The organism is Sulfitobacter litoralis (genome assembly GCF_900103185.1).
In the GTDB taxonomy this organism is placed as follows: Bacteria; Pseudomonadota; Alphaproteobacteria; order Rhodobacterales; family Rhodobacteraceae; genus Sulfitobacter; species Sulfitobacter litoralis.
On record NZ_FNJD01000008.1, the window covers coordinates 1 to 18317 of the forward strand.

Genomic DNA, 18317 nt, shown 5'->3' on the forward strand with positions numbered 1-18317 from the left:
AGTTTAGGAATTGGCGCAAGCTGGAACCTGGAATCGGAACCGAGGCATGGTTCTGTGATCCGCAAGCCCCGTGGCAAAAGGGTTCCGTCGAAAACCTGAACAAGCGTGCGCGGCGCTACCTACCAAGAGATGCGCCTGTGGCCGCGCTCTCAAATCGAGATATGAAGTCGATTTGCGACCGCTTGAACGGCACGCCCAGAAAGTGTCTGGGATGGCGCACACCAACGGAAGCATTCAGGGAAGAACTCATGAAACTAAGATAGCGGTAACCGTCGCAACGACCCTTGAGAATCCATTCTTAAACGCTATCCAATCCACAATTGAATTCTAACCTGGGAATACAACCAGTGCACGGAAGTCGTTGACGTTCGTAAGCGTCGGTCCTGTTATGACCTGACCGCCAATACAATCAAAGAAACCATGCGCGTCATTTGCGGCAAGCGCCGCCTTCGCATCAACTCCTGCCGCCTGTGCACGGTCCAAACTGTCGGGTCCGATGATGGCCCCTGCGACCTCGGCCGCGCCGTCGACGCCGTCGGTATCGCAGGCCAACCCCCAGACGCCCGCCGCCCCGTCTAATGCCAACATCAAGGCGAGCGCGTATTCCGCATTCGGTCCGCCAACGCCCTCCCCGCGCCGTGTGACCGTTAGCTCCCCACCCGACAGGATTATCACCGGCGCATCGCCATGACGCAGACGCGCCTGTTCTTGCAGGGCCAAGGCGGCATGGGCACGGGCGACCTCGCGGGCCTCGCCCTCAATATCATTGCCCAGACGGATCACGCGATACCCCTCCGCCTCGGCCAAAGCCTCTGCCGCATCCAGCGATTGCTTGGGGGCCGCATAAATCCGGTTCATCACCCGCGACAACCGCGGATCACCGGGCGGCACGACCTGTGACCCCGCAGCCAGGGCCCGCGTGACCGAGGCCGGAACCGCCACGCCCCACTGCGTCAAAATCGCCTGCGCGTCCTGCGATGTGGTGGCATCGCCCACCGTCGGGCCGGACCCGATCATCGCCATATCATCCCCCGGCACATCCGAGATCATCAATGTGTGCATCATCGCCGGATAAGCCGCCGCCGCCAGCTGACCGCCTTTGACCTGCGACAGATGCTTGCGCACCACATTCATCTGCGTGATCGGCGCACCAGAGGCCAGCAACCCCGCGTTCACCGCTTGTTTTTCGGCCAGCGTAATCTCCCCCAAGGGCGCGGTCAGCAGCGCCGACGCCCCGCCCGAGATCAGCGCCAGCACAAAGTCCCCCTCCCCCAAGCCGCTCAACAGCTCTAACATCCGCGCGGTTGCCGCCTGTCCGGCTGCATCGGGCACGGGATGCGCGGCCTCGACAATCTCGATCCCCTGACAGGGGCGCGCATATCCATAGCGGGTGATCACCAAACCGTCACAAGGACCCCACGCCGCCTCGACGGCCTCTGCCATGCGCGCGCTTGCCTTGCCCGCGCCGATCACCACGACGCGGCCCGCCGGTTTGGGCGGCAGATGCGTGGCCAGCGATTGCATCGGGTCCGCCACCGCGACGGCCCGGTCGAACAATCGGCGCAATGTCGTCTGCGGTGTGTCGTGCATCGCTATCTCTGTCCTCGCATCAAAAAAGCCGCCCCCGAAGGGACGGCCTGTTTTACACTCACGCGGTCTGATCGAACAGACGTTTGCGGGCGGCGGCGTATTCTGTTGCCAGACGCTCTACCACCTCGGCGGCGGGGCGCACATCCTTGACGGCGCCAATCCCCTGCCCGGCCCCCCAAATCTCTTTCCAGCTTTTGGGCTTTTCGCGGTCAGCCCCAAAGTTCATGTTCGACGGGTCGGACCGTTCAAGGTTGTTCGGGTCCATCCCCTGCGCCTCGATCGAGGACTTCAGATAGTTGCCCCAAACCCCGGTGAACAAATCGGAATAGACGATATCCGACGCGCCCGAATCCGCGATCATCTGTTTATAACGGTCGTCAGCATTGGCTTCTTGCGTGGCGATAAACGCCGACCCGGCATAGCCACCATCCGCACCCATAGCCTGCGCCGCCAGAATGCTGTCGCCCTTGGCAATCGCACCGGACAAGAATACCGGCCCGTTAAACCATTCGCGAATTTCCTGAATCAGCGCCAGTGGCGACAACGCCCCGGCGTGGCCCCCTGCACCAGCCGCCACAGCGATCAGACCATCGGCCCCTTTTTCAATCGCTTTATGTGCAAAGCGGTTGTTGATGATGTCATGCAAGACCACACCACCCGCACCATGCGCCGCGTCGTTCAGCCATTCCTGTGCGCCCAAGGACGTGATCCACAGTGGCACCTCGTGCTTGACGCAAATCTCTACGTCGCGCTCGAGACGGGTGTTGGATTTATGCACAATCTGGTTCACCGCATAAGGGGCGGCGGGATTGTCGGGGTTGGCTTGGTTGTGACGGTCCAGCTCTTCCTTGATGCGCGTCAGCCAGCGGTCCAGCTCGATCGGCTCCCCTTCTGCTTCGCGTGCATTCAGCGCAGGAAAGCTACCCACGATACCGGCCTTGCACTGTGCAATCACCAGATCAGGGTTCGAGATAATGAACAGCGGGCTGCCAATCAGCGGGATACGCAAATTGTCGAAAAGGGCGGGTAGCGTCATCTTGTTCCTCCGGGACGTATTATTTTCCTGCAACTTGTCAGGATGTGCGGCCTTTGGAAATGACGGACGTTACGTCCCTCATCTCCTTCTTATGGTTGCGACTACAGCGCCTCGATAATCGTGACGTTGGCAATGCCGCCGCCTTCGCACATGGTCTGCAAACCGTATTTCTTGCCGCGCGCATGCAGGCTGTGCACCAGCGTCGTCATCAGCCGCGCCCCGGATGCGCCCAGCGGATGCCCAAGCGCAATCGCGCCGCCGTTCACATTCAACTTGGCCGGATCGGCACCAGTGTGTTTCGCCCAGGCCATCGGGATCGGCGCAAAGGCTTCGTTGACCTCGAACAAATCAATATCATCGATCTTCATACCTGCCCGTTCCAACGCGCGGTCGGTGGCAGGCAAAGGTTCCTCAAGCATGATCACAGGGTCGCCCGCCGTCACGGTCAGATTCACGATCCGCGCCTTTGGGGTCAGGTTGTATTTCTTCAGCGCCGCCTCGGACACGACCAACACCCCCGCCGCACCGTCGCAAATCTGCGACGCATTCGCGGCAGAGATCATCCCGTTAGGGTCCAACAGCTTCACGCCAGCGATCGACGCAAGCGAGGCATCATCACGGATACCTTCGTCACGCGTGTGCATCCCGCCGTCGATGGCCAGCGGAATGATCTCGGCGTCAAAGGCCCCGCCGTCTCGCGCGGCCGTGGCGCGACGATGGCTCTCCAGCGCGTAGGCGTCCAGTTCTTCGCGGGTGAACCCGTGCTTTTGCGCGACCATCTCTGCGCCGATAAACTGGCTGAAATTCTTGGTGCCGTAGCGCGCCTCGATCCGGTCGCTGAACGGGCCCTCGCCCAATCCCGCCTTGGCATAAAGCGACACGTTCGATCCCATCGGCACACGCGTCATGCTTTCGACACCCATGGCGACAACCACATCCTGCGTGCCCGACATCACCGCCTGCGCCGCGAATTGCACCGCTTGTTGCGAGCTGCCGCATTGCCGGTCAATGGTCACTGCAGGCACGGATTGCGGCAGGGTCGACGCCAGCACACAGTTGCGCCCGAAGGCAAAGGATTGCTCTCCGCCCTGACTGACGCAGCCGACGATCACGTCATCAATGACCGCGCCGTCGATCCCCGCGCGTGCGACCAGCGCGTTCAGTACCTCGGCCCCCAGATTAGCAGGGTGCCAGTCGCGCAGCGCGCCGCCACGACGTCCCCCTGCGGTGCGGGCTGTTTCTACGATATAGGCATGTGCCAATGTGCTTTCCTCCCTAAGTAGTCTCTATTTCGGCGCCATCCGGATTGCGCCATCAAGGCGGATCGTTTCACCGTTCAACATCGGGTTATCGATGATCGCGCCGACCATTTTGGCGTATTCGGACGGATCGCCCAAGCGGCTGGGAAAGGGCACCTGCGCGCCGAGCGAATCCTGCGCCTCTTGCGGCAGACTGGCCAGAAGCGGAGTCAGAAACAGCCCCGGCGCAATCGTCATCACGCGGATGCCATAGCGCGCCAGCTCGCGGGCGACGGGCAAGGTCATGCCCACAATCCCGCCCTTAGACGCGGCATAGGCCGCCTGCCCGATCTGCCCGTCGAACGCCGCGACCGAGGCCGTGTTGATGATCACGCCCCGCTCCTCGCCCACAGGCTCTGCCTTGTGCAGCGCGGCCGCGAATTTCGACAGCACGTTGAATGACCCCAGCAAGTTTACATTCACCACGTTTGCAAAGCTCGCCAACGGCAGCGCCGCGCCATCCCGGTCCACCACCTTCGCGGGCGGCCCGATGCCTGCACAGTTCACCAGAATTCGCGCCTTACCGTGCAGCCCTTCGGCCTTGGCAATCGCCGCCTCGACGGCGCTCTCGTCAGTCACATCAACACGCAGGAATTTGCCACCAATGGCGGCGGCTTTATCTTCGCCCAATTCGGCGTTCATATCAAAGATGGTCACCTTGGCCCCGGCCTGTGCCAGAAATTCAGCCGTGGCCCCGCCCAATCCTGATGCACCACCTGTGACGATGGCCGCTTGTCCGTTCAAATGCATGATATGCTCCCCTTCCCCATTTGCGGCGAATGTCGCCCGCGTTTTGGCGGATTACAATGGTAAAGCGTGGTGCAACGGGTGAGGCAAATCTGGCAGCCTGGTTCAGGCGATGATCACGACGTCAGAGACATCACTATCGACAGCTTGCAGTGCAGCCAGCACGCGGGTGGTCAGGTGGGTCTGGACATAGGCACCGTGAAAACGGCTCGGGGCTTGAAGCGTCACACGCCCCCCTGCCCGATCGTGCCGCGTGAGGTTATGCAGCCAGCTGCCATAGACACCCGCGTCTTCGGCATGCAGCACGGTCTGTGCCAACGCCCATTCGCTCCCGCCCTCAACCGGCGGTGTCGGCGCGGTGCCGCGTACCGGCAATGGCACAACGCGTGTAGGTTCGGGTGCCCCTTGCATCCGTAGATCAAAGTCGGGGCCAACATGCGGCCACTGCGGCCGCGTCATTTCAAGGATCGCATCAAGGTCGAGCCCGTACTCCGTCACCCGTCCGCGCGCGCCCTGTCGTTTGACCACGAGCCAGCCACACCCGCGCAGCTTTGCCATCTCGCGTTTGACGGTGCGCTCATCAACGGACCACAGCTGGGCGATCTCGCGCTGACCGACGGCCAGTTCGTTGCGGGCCCAGTTGTAGCGCGCCGTCACTAGTGTAATGAAGCGCAACACCAAACGGTGATCGTGTTTACCACCGGCAAGGGCATAGGCCCCCAAGGCAGTGATGATGTCGTATTTGCGCGCGGCGGCGTCGCGCCCCACGGGTTTGGGTGAAAGCATAGCTGCTCCGATCTGGCACGGTGTGAATGTGCAGCCTCAGTTCGATCTCTTTGTGGATCCTCGGGGCGTGGACAACGTCCTTTCCGCCTCTTCCCTGATTTGCGTCCGGAAACCCGATTCTGTCAAGGATTGGTTTTGCCCCGACCCTCTTTCTTTCCCATTCAAAATTGAAAGTTAAGGTATCACTGGTATAGAGGGACAGACAGGGCGTCCCCTAATACAGCGATTTTGTCCCCCAATATCTCGCGGTGCCGATCCTGCTGTCCCCCTATATTTCCGTGCTTGAGCTATAAAGCGGGTGCTATGTGGCGAATCGCGTCGTGGCCGTGTGGTATAAGGGATATTGCGACCCCGTTCATAGAATAAATGTCTTTCCATAAGATGCAAATTCAGCGTAAATCCAAATTGAGTAGTAATTAGCGTTCTCTTACGGGTTTTCCGGTGTCGCCACAGCGCGCGGCGTTGTGGTTCCCCGCGGGGAACGGGTAGGGAAAAGGACAGCTTATGTTTACCTATGCGGACCTGGCAAAGCTTCAGGCGCAGTCGCTCAAGATGCAGGGGCACATCCGGCATCAGACGTATTCGCCTGAGATGGAAAAGACCCTGCGCCGGTTCTCAAGCTGGGAGGTGGCGGAGCTGATCTTTAAGACCAACCCATCGACCCTGCGCGGCAGGCTGGCGGCAGACCCGTCCCTGCCCGAGGGGCAAGTCGAGGAAGAAGGCCGCCAGCGCTGGTATTCGCTGGAGGAAATCAACGAGCTGCGTCGCAAGCTCAAAATCAAGAACCGTTCGCTGATGCCGCCGCGGCCTGCGGGCAAACGGGCGGTGCGCGCCGCGATCGCGAACTTCAAGGGTGGCGCGGGCAAGTCTACCGTCGCGCTGCATTTCGCCCATGCCGCCGCACTGGACGGCTACCGCGTACTGGCCGTGGATTTTGATCCGCAGGCCACGCTCAGCCATTCGATGGGGCTGTCGGATGTGTCGGAAGAGGTCACCGTCTGGGGCATCATGGCTCGCGATCTTATCCGCGAGACAGAGCGGATGAATGCGGTTCAGGGCGGTGCCGAAAGCGGGGCCACCCTGCCCCAACGCAAACTGCCTGCCTCTGTCACCGGCATGGGGCTTAGCGAGTTGCGGGCGACCGATTTCATCAAGCCAACCAGCTGGCCGACGATTGATCTTGTCCCGAGCTGCGCCAATGCGGCCTTTGTCGAATTTGCCAGCGCGCAGTACCGGCACCTGAACCCTGAATGGTCGTTCTTTGCCGCGGTGTCGCGCTACCTTGATACGATCCCGCCCGACGCCTACGACCTGATCATCTTCGACTGCCCCCCTGCCATTGGGTATCAATCTATGAACGCGGTTTTTGCGGCGGATGTTTTGTACATTCCGTCGGGCCCGGGCTATTGGGAATATGACAGCACCACCAGCTTTATCGGCCAGCTTTCCGAGGCGCTGGAGGATCTCGGTCGCTTCCGCGGTCGGTTGCCGACGGGCACGGATCCGGTGAAGGCGTTTGCCGACATCAAGTTTCTATTGACCCGTTTCGAGCCTAATAACGATCTACACCGTGCGATGCAGTCAGCCTTTCATCAGGTTTTCAAGCCACATGTAGCAGAGCACCCGATTGAAATGACCCGCGCGGTCGAGCAGTCTGGCCGGTTCCTGTCGTCGATCTACGAGATGGATTATCGTCAGATGACCCGCGAGACTTGGCGCCGCGCACGGGCTTCCTTTGATCGGGCCTATGATGAATTCCGTACCACGCTGGTGGACGCGTGGGATAAGCTGGAGGATGAATAATGGTTAAGAAGCGGTCTGTTTTTGACATCAACTTCGAACTGGATGACGAGGAAGAAGCGGCGGGGTTCCCCGCGGGGAACGATAAGCCTGCGCCGCCGGTCGTGAAAGAATACAACATCCAAGGACACCCGCTGCAGAACAGCGATCCGGTTGTTTCTCCAGCCCCGAGCGCTGCGCCCACGTCGACCCCTGCCCCTGCCCCCGCCCCTGCGCGCCGTGGTCCGATGGCCAGTGCGATCTCGGAAACGTTGGAGGCGACCTCTGAGCGCGCCACGGCAGAGGCCGCTATCCGGGCCGAAAACGATGCCTTGGCGCATGAGCATGTACGGTTAAAACGGTTAGGGTTGATCACCGATTTGATCCAGACGTCGGATGTGCACACCAACAAGCTGACCCGAGACCGGTCGGCGAATGTCGATCCCGAGCTGGCAGAGCTGAAGCAGTCGATTCAATCGGTCGGTCTGTCGAACCCCATTCGTGTAGAGCAGACGGACAACGGCTATGAGCTCATTCAGGGCTTCCGACGTCTGACCGCCTTTCGCGAGCTTGCTGCTGAAACAGGCGACCCGCGCTATTCCCGCATCCCCGCAGCGCTGGTTCCCCGCGGGGAACCCTTGGCAGATCTTTACCGCAAAATGGTCGATGAGAACCTCGTGCGCAAAGACCTGTCCTTTGGCGAAATGGCGCGGCTGGCCCTGTTATATGCGCAAGATTCCGGCATCGATGTCAGCGATGCGGTCGGCACGCTATATGCCTCTGCATTGAAGCAGAAGAAGACCTATATCCGCCAGTTCGCGCGGGTCTTGGCAGATCTGGACGGTGCGTTGCGACACCCCGAGGTGATCCCGCGCGTGCTTGGGTTGGATGTGTATCGCTATCTGGATGCGAACGCCGGGCACGCTATGGCGCTGAAAAAGGCATTGATCAGGCAACCCGACCGCGACGGTGATGCCGAACTGGCGATCTTGCGTGCGGGTATTACGGCCAAGAAAACCGCCCCAAAGCCCGCGGGCCGCAGTTCAGCCAAGACGTCTTTACGCCTTGGGCTGCCGCAGGGCGAGATGCGGGTGATCGCGTCGGATGGAAAGGTCGAGATGCGCTTGCCGCGGGATTTCTCGGCTGTGAGCAAGGCGCGATTGCAGCGCGGTATCGAAGCATTCCTAGCGGCGCTCGATAAGGAAGACTGAATGTTTAACGGGGCAGGGCGGATCGTCTTGCCCCTTCTAATTTGCGACAGGTCGGGACTGATTGGCGAGATAGGCCCATATATGCGCGCCAACCGACGCCGCCTTGCCCGAATCCTCATCCTCACCTATACTCCTGACTTGTACGCATAACTCGAGGTGGTGCCATGGGCCGTGTCAAAGTAAATCTTACATTAGATGCCAGCGTCGCCGAAACGGCGCGCGCGCTTGGGCTGAACATGTCGCGGCTTGCCGAGGCTGCGATTTCAGAGGCCGCCAAGGCAGAACACAACCGTCGCTGGCGGATCGAAAACCAGCAGGCACTGGATGCCTATGCGCAAGAGGTGGAGGCCGAGGGCCTGCCGCTTGAACGCTTCCGCAGTTTTTAGGGCGCGTTATGGCGCAGTTTGATGTGTACCGGCTTGCGGGCGGGCAGCTTGTGGTGGATCTGCAGACCGACTTGATCGGCATCGACGCCTCGCGCGTGGTGGCACCGCTGCGCGAGGCGGGGCGATATGCTGCCTTTCCTGGTCTGACCCCGCAGGTAGAGATCGACGGCACCGTATGGATCGTGCGGGTGCAAGAGCTTGCCGCCGTGCCCGGCACCGCGCTGCGCGACAAGGTGACCTCGCTTGAGGCAGAGCGCGATGCGTTGAAACGGGCGTTGGATATCCTGATCGACGGGCTGTGACGGTGCCCGCGGCTTATGGTTCCCCGCGGGGAACTTCGCCCACGTCTTTTGGCACTTGGTAGCCCTTGACCACAGCGTCGCGTGACCGCAGCGCCTTATACCAGCGCAGCACATTCGGGAACTGCGTTAAATCTACACGCTGCCATTCATACCGCGCAATCCACGGCCAACAGGCCATATCCGCGATTGAATAGTCACCGCAGATATAGTCCTGCCCCTCAAGCTGCTTATCCAGCACGCCATACAGCCGCTGCACTTCGGTCGCATAGCGCGCTTCAGCGTAGGGGGCCTTGCCCGGGTTGAATTGTGAGAAGTGATGCGCCTGTCCGGCCATCGGGCCCAGACCGCCCATCTGCCACATCAGCCATTCATGCACCTTGGTACGCCAAATCGCATCTGATGGCAGGAATTTTTCATATTTATCAGCAAGATACCACATGATTGCGCCAGATTCCATTAAGGTCAGGCCATTGTCATGGTCCTTGATCGCGGGAATCTTGTTGTTGGGGCTAATGGCTAGAAAATTGGGGGCGAACTGTGCGTCGGCGGTGATGTCGATCGTATGCGCAATATAGTCCACACCCAACTCTTCGAGCAGAATGGAGACCTTACGGCCATTCGGGGTGGTCCAAGTATAGAGATCAATCATTGCTGGATCCTTTGGTCTGCGTTCCGGGGAAGGGTGCCCCGCCCAAGTTCAAACTGCGGGCGAGGCGCTGTATCAGTCTCTAATATGGCGGTTAAAGACTATTCGCTTTTCGCCGCATCGCGCAGTTTCGTAATCGTGGTGCGGGTCGAGATCTGTTCGGGGTTGGTTACCAATTCGATCAGTGCGGGACGGCCACTGGCGCGGGCCCGTTCAAAGGCGGCCGCAAAGTCTGAGGTCTTCGTCACGCGTTCTGCATGGGCCCCATAGCCTTCGGCCATTTTGCAGAAGTCCTGATTGATCAGCGTGGTGCCTGAAATGCGTTCGGGGTGATCACGTTCCTGGTGCATGCGGATGGTGCCATAAATGCCGTTGTTGAACAGCAGCACGATCGGCGTCGCACCGTATTGTGCGGCGGTGGCGAGTTCCTGACCGCTCATCATGAAACCGCCATCGCCGACGAAAGACAGCACCAGTTGATCCTTATGCGCCAGCGCCGCTGAGACGCCCGCGGGAACGGAATACCCCATCGCGCCGCAGGTCGAGCCCACGATGCGGCCCGGGCGGCCAAAGCGCAGATAGCGTTGCGCCCAGCCGGTGTGGTTGCCAGCGTCCAGCGTCACGATTGTGTCCTGGGGCAGGCTGTCGCGGATCTGGCAAAGGGCGACGCCCATGTCGAGCTCCCATTCCTCGCCATTGGGGCTGTCGGTGTCGGTCAGGTAATCGCCATGCAGCTTTGCGCACCAATCCTGCCAATCGTCGGCGCGGCCCAGATCAAGGTCACCAAGCGCCGATGCCGCGGCGGCGGGGCAGGCGGCAAACCCGAGGTCGGGGGAATACACCCGCCCGATTTCATCAGCGTCGGGATGCAGATGCACCAGACGCGTGTCGGGGTTGGGCGACTGTAGCGTGGTGTAGGTCTTGGTGGTCATTTCGCCAAGGCGAGCCCCGATGACGATCAGCAGGTCCGCCTCTTTTTGACGGGCAAACAGCGTCGGCGCGGTGGAGGTGCCAAAATCGCCGGCAAAGACGGGGGATAGGTTGTGCACGATGTCCTGCCGCCGGAAGGACGTCGCGACGGGGATGTTGTTGGTCTCGGCAAAGTGGGTGATCGCGGCGGCGGCGTCCTCGGACCAGCCGGAACCGCCAAGCAGGATCAGCGGGCGTTTGGCCTGTGCGATCTCTGCCGTCAGCGCGTCGACATTTGCTGGCGAAAGCTGCGCTTGGGTCGCGGTATAGGGGCGGGCATCTGCGACTTCGACGATATCGGTCAGCATGTCTTCGGGCAGGGCGATGACAACCGGACCGGGCCGGCCAGAGGTGGCGACGCGGAAGGCGCGGGCCATATATTCGGGCACGCGGGATGCATCATCAATCTGGGTCGCCCATTTGGCGATGGGGCCAAACATGGCGCGGTAGTCGACCTCCTGAAAGGCCTCCCGGTCGGTGGTGTCACGGGCGATCTGGCCCACGAGCAGGATCATCGGCGTGCTGTCTTGTTGCGCGATATGCACGCCGATGGCGGCATGGCAGGCACCGGGGCCGCGGGTGACCATGCAGATGCCGGGGGTGCCATGCAGCTTGCCGTAGGTTTCGGCCATATTTGCGGCACCAGCCTCGTGGCGGGCGTTGATCAGGGTAAAGCGGTCCTGCACATCATGCAGCGCGTCCAGCACCTCGAGGTAGCTTTCACCGGGCACGCAATAGGCCGTGTCGGCCCCGTGGATCAAAAGCTGGTCTACTAGGACCTGTCCGCCGGTTCGGCGTTTAAGGGGGGCGATCTGGGTCATTGGTCGGGCTCCGTCCATGTCATCTGGTATTTTTCGGTTGGCAAAGATGCACCACGCCGGGGCGGGTTTTGCAATGCCGTTGGGGAAACATGTGCGCACAATTAGAATTTGACGGATCGCGGCGCATCCCGCACACTCAACCTATGCGGAAATGGTGTGGTTGTTGTGGCAGATGGATCTCATAAGACCTTAGGCTTAAAGCTGAATGTCATCGGGCCGTTCGATCTGCGGTTGAGCGATGGGGCGGGTATTACAATCACGTCGAAGAAAGCGCGCGCGCTGCTGGCGCTGCTGGCCGTCGCCCCCGGTGGCAGGCGCGAACGACGGTGGTTGCAATACAAATTATGGAGCGAACGCGGAGAGCGTGAGGGCGCGGCGAGCCTGCGCCAGACGCTGTCTGCCTTGCGCCGTGCCTTGGCCCCGATGGACGAGGTGTTGCAGGCGGATCGTACCACGGTCACGCTGTCGCTGGACCAAGTGGACGTTGATGCGCTGGATCTAGGCGGGCTTGCCGATCGCCTAACGGGGCAGGAAGAGTTCCTTGAGGGGCTCGATGTCAAAGATCCGGAGTTTGACAACTGGCTGCGCGAGCAGCGCGGTTTCTGGGCCCGCCAAATAGACGCACATCAGGGCGGCGGCGCGGGTGAGGTGGCCCCGGTTGCCTCCCCGCTTGATGTGCCCTGCGTGACGTTGATGCCCTTTGCCAGTGCCGATCATCCGGCCCCCCAAGCGCAGGAGCTGGGGGAACAGGTGCTGGACCAGTTGGCGCGGCATCGCTGGATTTCATTTATGGATTGGACGGTGCACACTGCCCGCAGTGCCGCAGGGGCGGCGCGGCCCGCGACGGCCAACTATGCGGTGACGGGACAGCTGCGCACCGACGGGACGCAGCTGATCCTGACGGCAGAGTTGATGCATCTCACGACCGGCCAGTCGGTCAAACGCGCCCAGTTCACTGCCCTTGCGGCGGATCCGGCCGATATGGGGGCTGATCTTGCCGCCGTGGCCCGCGAACTGGCGATCGACGTGGCGGGGAACTTTAGCTGCGCGCTGGCGCAAGCCTACGAAGAGCGGTCCCAGTCGCGGGCAGCCCAAAGCGACGCGGCGCTGGTCTGGCAGGGGCGGTGGCATATCAACCGGCTCACGCCGGAAGATTTCGAAAAGGCGCGGATGATCTTCGAGGATATCACCACCCGCAATCCCGGCCACGTAGAGGCGCATATCTATCTTGCGCTGACCACGCTGTGGCGGGTCTGGACCTGTCGCGCCGATCCGCGTGATATTAAATTGGCGCGGCGGCAGGCGCAGCGGGCGATCAAACTGGATGTATCGGACGGGCGCGGCTATTGGATCGCGGGCTGTGCGGAGTGTTGGCTGGGCAACAAGTCGGCCGCGGTGCACTACACGGACGAGGCCATTCGCCTGTGTCCGTCTCTCGCCTTTGCCCATGACCAGCGCGGCACCAATCTGGCCTATGACGGGGACCCACTGGCAGCGATCAACGCGCTAGAGCGCGCGATCCGTCTGGCACCGCACCACCCGCAGCGCTTTTGCTTTGAAGGGGAATATGCGCTGGCCGCCCTTTTGGCGGGCGATTTATCCGCAGCCTTGCAGCATGCAGATCACGCGTTGTTGCTGCGTCCGGCCTATTGGTATTCCCATATGGTCAAAGTGTTGGCGCTTCACCGTATGGGCCGCCCTGATGCGGTGGCGCGGGCAAAACGCGCGTTGTACGAGTTCGAACCCCGTTTCAACCGCAGCTACATTAACTGGCTTCCTTTCTCCGACCGGTCGCAGAACGCGCGTATGATTGATGAGATGTTTTAGGTAGGGCGCGTCGTCGCTTGGGGGCCCTTGCACAAGGCATCCGTTCCATGACGAAATATGCAGATAACTTTGCGGGTATCCGACAGGCGCAGGCTGATGAACGGGCGCATCCCTCTGATCTGGGGACGCGGCATTTTTCGCTGGATGCGCTGAATGGCAGCTGGTTTGCGCAGCTGCGCAGCCGGATCACCCAAGCTCTGCTGAAACACGGCGGGTTGCGGTTGATGCAGCGGATCGGGCCGGTGGTGCGGTTGGGCCCCTATTATTTCGTCACCCGCCATGCCGAGATCGTTGCCGCACTGCACCGGCCTGATGTGTTTGGTGTGCCCTTTGGCCCCGAAATGGAAGAAATGGCGGGGCCGCCCGTATTTGCCTTGGGCGATGACGGGGGCACCCATGCCGCGCAGATGGCGATTTTGCGCGGTCCTTGGGCGGCGATTGATCCTGTGACCCATGTACGCCCCGTGGTGCGCCGCGTGACCGAGGCGTTGTTGGAGGATAGCGGCGGGCAGATCGACATGGCGCGTGATGTCTTCATGCGCGTCACGGCGGAGGCCTGCCTGAAGACCTTTGGCATCGCGGCCCCGAGTGCTGAAAATTTCGCGGCGTTTTCGGCGGCCTGTTCGTCGCTGATCTTTGCCGATCCTACCGGCACGCCTGCGGTGCGACGCCAAGCGATGATCGGGGCGAAACGGATTTGCGATCTGTTGGACATCAGCATTAACGCCTATGCCAATTTATCGGCCAGAGAACGCAAGACATCCGCACAGGCGGGGTTCCTGCAAGGGTTGATGGACGAGGTGGCGCAGGCAGGACCGGACGGGGCGGTCTGGACGCAGTCGGACAAGGACACGGTGCGCGTGATCTTGTTCGGGGTGATCACCGGCTTTGTCCCCACGACGGCGCTGGCGGCGGGCAAGATACTTGATCAGATGCGCCGCAAACCTGACCAGTTTCACCACGCAATGCGCTGTGCCGCGCGGGCCGAAGCCGCACCCGATGATGCGCACGCCCGTACCGCGTTGCGCGACATGCTGTTCGAGATCGCGCGCTTTAATCCGTCGTTGTTTCCCGGTCAGTTTCGGTTGCGCAAAGACGGTGTGGACACGCAAGGTCTGCCCGACGCACTGCGCCGCATCAAGCCCGGTGCGCCTGTCATCCTTGCCACCGCCGTGGGGCTGCATGATCCGCGGGTGGTGAAACATCCCAACCGTTTTGCCCCGGGGGAGGGGTTCTTGGGCAAGGACGGACAGGTTTTGCCGGATTTGTCATTCGGCTTGGGGATGCATCATTGTCTGGGTCACGACATGGCGCATGAAATCATCACCGAGGCGTTTCAGGTCATTCTGTCGCGTCCGGGTATCGCCTTTCTGCCCGAAAGGCCAAAGTTCTATGGCCCGTATCTGGGGCGTTTGCGGATGCGGTTTGATATGGTCGAAGGGCATCAGGCCCAGTCCACGATCGTTTCACCCCTACCGTTGAAACAAGGCGTTGATATTGACGCGTTGCGGGCTGCTCTGAAGGGGCTGCTTGACGAAGGGTCGGACCTGAAGCAGGGGTTGGATACGACCGGGATCGTGCATTTTGCCAGCCTGAACCTCGTCAATCTGGGGGCCGAAACGCGGCTGGACGCACGGCCCACGCATCTGCTGGCAGAGTTCAATACCGACGGCACGCAACGCGATGCGCTGGCGCGGCTGGCTCAGATGATCGACACGCCCTGCACAGTGCTTTTGCCCTATCTTGAGGGGGCACGCGGCGGCTTTGTGGCGGCATTGCGTGCCCATTTGCTGCACCCCGATACCAAGCCTTGGGGCACCATCGGGGTGAGTTTCAACGGGACAGAGCATATGCCCGTCCGGCAGATTGAGGCTGAAAAGGAGCTGTATGAGTGGGCGGAGCCTCTTGTCCGGCAGCTGTCGCAGGAGGGGACCACGGACCCGGTTGCTGTGATGACCGAAATCCGACAGGAGATGCGGAAAGACTCCGCGCGCGCCGCGCTTCTGTATCGTCCGTCACATCGCTATCCGCGGTTCTCGCGGCATAAGGATTTCCCGTTCTCCGGCTTTATCGCGAAATATGCGGGGCTGGGGCTGAAACCCTTGGCAGCTTTCGCGGTAATGGCGCTGCTGTTGCCTGTGGGGTTGGTGGCTTTTGGCGTGGTCACCTTGCTGCAGGCGGCGGATGTCTATGTCTCGCTGTGGATGGTGCCGCTGCTGTTGGCATTGACCGCAACGGGCATTGCGTTGGCATGGCTGCGACGGGTGGAGACGGACGAGACGCCGGATAACCGCTATGCGCCCCATGATCACGTTGCCGCCGTGCAGCAGATGGAGGATCTGCCGGGCTATGCGCAGAACCACATCGCATCTGTCAGTGCACTCAAGCCCGGCATGCTGCGGCGGTTGACCACAGCGCTGGCCTTTCACATCATCAAATACATGAAAATCCTGTGGTTCCGCCCCGGCTTTGTCACGGATTTCGCCACCATCCATTATGCGCGCTGGTATTGTCCTAAAGGCAGTCAAAAGCTGATCTTTCAGGGCAATTATGACGGCAGTTGGGAAAGCTATCTTGAGGATTTCATCACCAAGGTGCACCGCGGGCAAACGATGGCGTGGAACAATTGTGCGGGCTTTCCGCGCAGCCGGTGGTTCTTTCTGGATGGCGCACAAGACGGGGACAAGTTCAAACGATGGGTGCGCCGCCAGCAGGTGCAAACGCAGTTCTGGTACAGCCGTTTTCCGCAGCTCACCACGGGGATGATCCGCACGAATGCGCTGGTGCGCGATGGGCTGGCGCGGGCGTTGACCCATGATGAATGTCGCGCATGGGCCAATCTGTTCTATACCGCCCCGCGGCCAGCGGATGCGATCGAGACGGATCAGGTGCAGACGCTGTTGTTCAACGGGCTGGGACGGCATCCGCTGATGACCGCGCGGGTGATCCGTTTCGACACGGCGCAGGGCGGCAAGCGTTTCATCGGGCAGCTGCTGCAAGACGCGCGCAACGCCGAAGTGCCCGGTGCGCCCTGGGATGCGCGGCTGAGCTTTGGCGATGCCTATCCTGACTATCCCGCGCATTTTATCGCGTTGTCTTCGGCGGGGCTGTCGCAGCTTGGCTTTCCCGACACACCCTATGAAGGGCGCGGCACGCTGCCCCATGCCTTTGCCAGCGGCATGACGGCGCGGGCGCGGGTGTTGGGCGATGCAGGCACGCCCGCCGATCCGGCCCGTTGGCGGTGGAGCGATGGATCCGCCCACGCCTTGCTACTGTCCTATGCCCGCGATGCAGACGAACAAAAAGAGACGGATGTCACCGTGACGGTTATGGCCGGTCATTTTGGCGTGACGGTCCAAAACACTGTGCGGGCGGATGTGCAGCGGCGCGGGCTAGCGCATAGCGACGGGTTTGGCACGCGCGACGGGATCTCGCAGCCGATCATGCGGCACACGCAGGCCTTTGCCAAAGGCAAGGCCGCGCGGGACGACGTGGTCGGGGCAGGAGAGTTCATTCTCGGCTATCCGGATTCGCGCGGCTATCTGCCTTTGGCGATCACCGTGCCCGCCGATACGCCCGCCGCGGCGGGGCTGTCCTCGATACAAAATCCGGTGACAGATCTGGTGCCACAGTTCGGACGGTCCGAACTCGGGGATCAGCGCGATTTCGGGCGGGGCGGCAGCTTTCTCGCTGTGCGCCAGATCTTGCATAACGACAAAGCCTTGCAGACGTTTGTGTCCGACAAGGCATCAGTGCTTGAGGCGCGGCACGTGCCGCAAAAAGGCGTTGCGGATGCGATCAGGGAAGATGTGTCCTTTGATATCAAGACCGGGGGCATCGGGCAGGGGCCCGACGACAAGGATATCGTGACAAGCGATAGACGGGACTCGGATGTGGATGGGGATATGGATCAGCGGCCTTATGGCGAGGTGCCAATGAATCCGCGTACGCGCCAGATCTGGATCGAACAATGGATTACCGCCAAGATCATTGGCCGGTGGGCCGATGGCAGTTCGCTGGCGCGCAACCCGTCGGTGTCGCGCAGCGTGCGCAATCGCGCGCGGTATCACAGTCTGGTGCGCCGGTATGTCGGGTTGCGGATCAAGGCAATAACGGCAGCCCAGGGCCGCCGCCCCAGCACCGACGCTGAACTGGACGCGCTGCACCGCTTCTTTGCGCTTACGCGGACGCGCAGTGGTACTGGACGGCTGGGAGTAGATGCACCGTTTGGAATGGATGACACGATCTGGACCGCGCAGGGGTGGACCCTTTTCAACGACGCCTTGTCGGAGCTGGAGCGCGAGGTCGGCCCCCTTGGCATACCGCAGGACCTGCTGAAACCGGTAAGGCCCGACAATGATTTCCGCCACGGCGAGGATGACCCCTTGGGTCTGTATTGCCCGATCGGATCCCATATCCGCCGCGCCAATCCGCGCGACAGTTTCCGCCCCGGTCACGAGATCACGCTTGAGATCAACAACCGCCATCGGCTGTTGCGGCGCGGGCGTACCTATAGCAGCACCTTTGAGGCACCGCAGGATAGCGGTCTGGTCGACGCCGGATGGATACGCCACGACAGCAAAGTCGAACCCGCTGTCTATTCAGAGGAAGGCACGTTTTTCATGTGCTTCAACGCCAACATAGAGCGGCAGTTCGAGTTTGTGCAGCAGACGTGGCTCAATGCTGACGGGTTTCATGGCGGGCGCCACGGGCCGGACCCGTTGATTACGCCAAAGCAGCAGGGAGATGAATTTGTCATTCCGGGGTCCGAGGAGTCGCTGGCGCTGGATATGTGCCCGATGACGGGCGGCGGCGACACAGATGCTCCGGTAGATTTCACGCGGACGGTAGCGGGGGGCTACTTCTTTATGCCAAGCAAACAGGCTCTGCGGTATCTCACGCAACTATAGGTAACGCTT

At 61.3% G+C, this 18317-nt stretch carries 14 protein-coding genes; 7 read left to right on the forward strand and 7 right to left on the reverse strand.

The features are described 5' to 3' along the window. On the forward strand, positions 1-263 hold a 263-nt coding region (locus tag BLQ98_RS08090), incomplete at its 5' end, for an IS30 family transposase (RefSeq protein WP_141135312.1). Positions 264-327: 64 nt separating this feature from the next. Here the strand turns inward: BLQ98_RS08090 and BLQ98_RS08095 are convergent. The 5 genes from BLQ98_RS08095 to BLQ98_RS08115 all read right to left on the reverse strand — a co-directional run bounded on the left by BLQ98_RS08095 (position 328) and on the right by BLQ98_RS08115 (position 5457). Then, a complete protein-coding gene (locus BLQ98_RS08095) occupies positions 328-1590 on the reverse strand; it encodes a glycerate kinase type-2 family protein (protein WP_093732843.1) in 1263 nt (420 codons plus the stop codon). Positions 1591-1648: 58 nt separating this feature from the next. Further along, positions 1649-2626, reverse strand: coding sequence for an NAD(P)H-dependent flavin oxidoreductase (locus tag BLQ98_RS08100; RefSeq protein WP_093732844.1), 978 nt, complete (start codon positions 2624-2626; stop codon positions 1649-1651). Positions 2627-2727: 101 nt separating this feature from the next. Continuing rightward, a complete protein-coding gene (locus tag BLQ98_RS08105) occupies positions 2728-3888 on the reverse strand; it encodes an acetyl-CoA C-acetyltransferase (protein WP_093732845.1) in 1161 nt (386 codons plus the stop codon). Positions 3889-3912: 24 nt separating this feature from the next. Beyond that, positions 3913-4674: an SDR family NAD(P)-dependent oxidoreductase gene (locus BLQ98_RS08110; protein ID WP_093732846.1), complete on the reverse strand. Its 762-nt coding sequence runs from the start codon at positions 4672-4674 to the stop codon at positions 3913-3915. Positions 4675-4776: 102 nt separating this feature from the next. Beyond that, a complete protein-coding gene (locus tag BLQ98_RS08115) occupies positions 4777-5457 on the reverse strand; it encodes a DnaA N-terminal domain-containing protein (protein ID WP_093732847.1) in 681 nt (226 codons plus the stop codon). A gap of 504 nt (positions 5458-5961) precedes the next feature. Between BLQ98_RS08115 and BLQ98_RS08120 the strand changes: the two genes are divergently transcribed. The 4 genes from BLQ98_RS08120 to BLQ98_RS08135 all read left to right on the forward strand — a co-directional run bounded on the left by BLQ98_RS08120 (position 5962) and on the right by BLQ98_RS08135 (position 9135). Next, complete coding sequence (locus BLQ98_RS08120) at positions 5962-7260, forward strand: AAA family ATPase (RefSeq protein WP_093732848.1); 1299 nt, start codon at positions 5962-5964, stop codon at positions 7258-7260. Beyond that, positions 7260-8447, forward strand: coding sequence for a ParB/RepB/Spo0J family partition protein (locus tag BLQ98_RS08125; RefSeq protein WP_093732849.1), 1188 nt, complete (start codon positions 7260-7262; stop codon positions 8445-8447). The genes BLQ98_RS08120 and BLQ98_RS08125 overlap by 1 nt, the downstream gene beginning before the upstream one ends. Before the next feature lie 164 nt (positions 8448-8611). Beyond that, positions 8612-8833, forward strand: a complete 222-nt coding sequence (locus BLQ98_RS08130) for a type II toxin-antitoxin system CcdA family antitoxin (RefSeq protein ID WP_093732850.1) — start codon at positions 8612-8614, stop codon at positions 8831-8833. An 8-nt stretch (positions 8834-8841) separates the two neighbouring features. Beyond that, positions 8842-9135 (forward strand): CcdB family protein, encoded by a 294-nt coding sequence (locus tag BLQ98_RS08135; protein WP_093732851.1) that lies wholly within the window; start codon positions 8842-8844, stop codon positions 9133-9135. A gap of 13 nt (positions 9136-9148) precedes the next feature. On the opposite strand, the gene BLQ98_RS08140 is transcribed toward BLQ98_RS08135, so the two are convergent. Continuing rightward, positions 9149-9784, reverse strand: a complete 636-nt coding sequence (locus BLQ98_RS08140; protein ID WP_093732852.1) for a glutathione S-transferase family protein — start codon at positions 9782-9784, stop codon at positions 9149-9151. A 98-nt stretch (positions 9785-9882) separates the two neighbouring features. Further along, positions 9883-11571 (reverse strand): thiamine pyrophosphate-binding protein, encoded by a 1689-nt coding sequence (locus tag BLQ98_RS08145; RefSeq protein WP_093732853.1) that lies wholly within the window; start codon positions 11569-11571, stop codon positions 9883-9885. Positions 11572-11736: 165 nt separating this feature from the next. Between BLQ98_RS08145 and BLQ98_RS08150 the strand changes: the two genes are divergently transcribed. Both BLQ98_RS08150 and BLQ98_RS08155 read left to right on the forward strand, forming a co-directional pair. After that, positions 11737-13398: a hypothetical protein gene (locus BLQ98_RS08150; RefSeq protein WP_093732970.1), complete on the forward strand. Its 1662-nt coding sequence runs from the start codon at positions 11737-11739 to the stop codon at positions 13396-13398. A 47-nt stretch (positions 13399-13445) separates the two neighbouring features. Next, positions 13446-18308, forward strand: a complete 4863-nt coding sequence (locus BLQ98_RS08155; RefSeq protein WP_093732854.1) for a cytochrome — start codon at positions 13446-13448, stop codon at positions 18306-18308. The last annotated feature ends 9 nt before the right edge of the window (positions 18309-18317 follow it).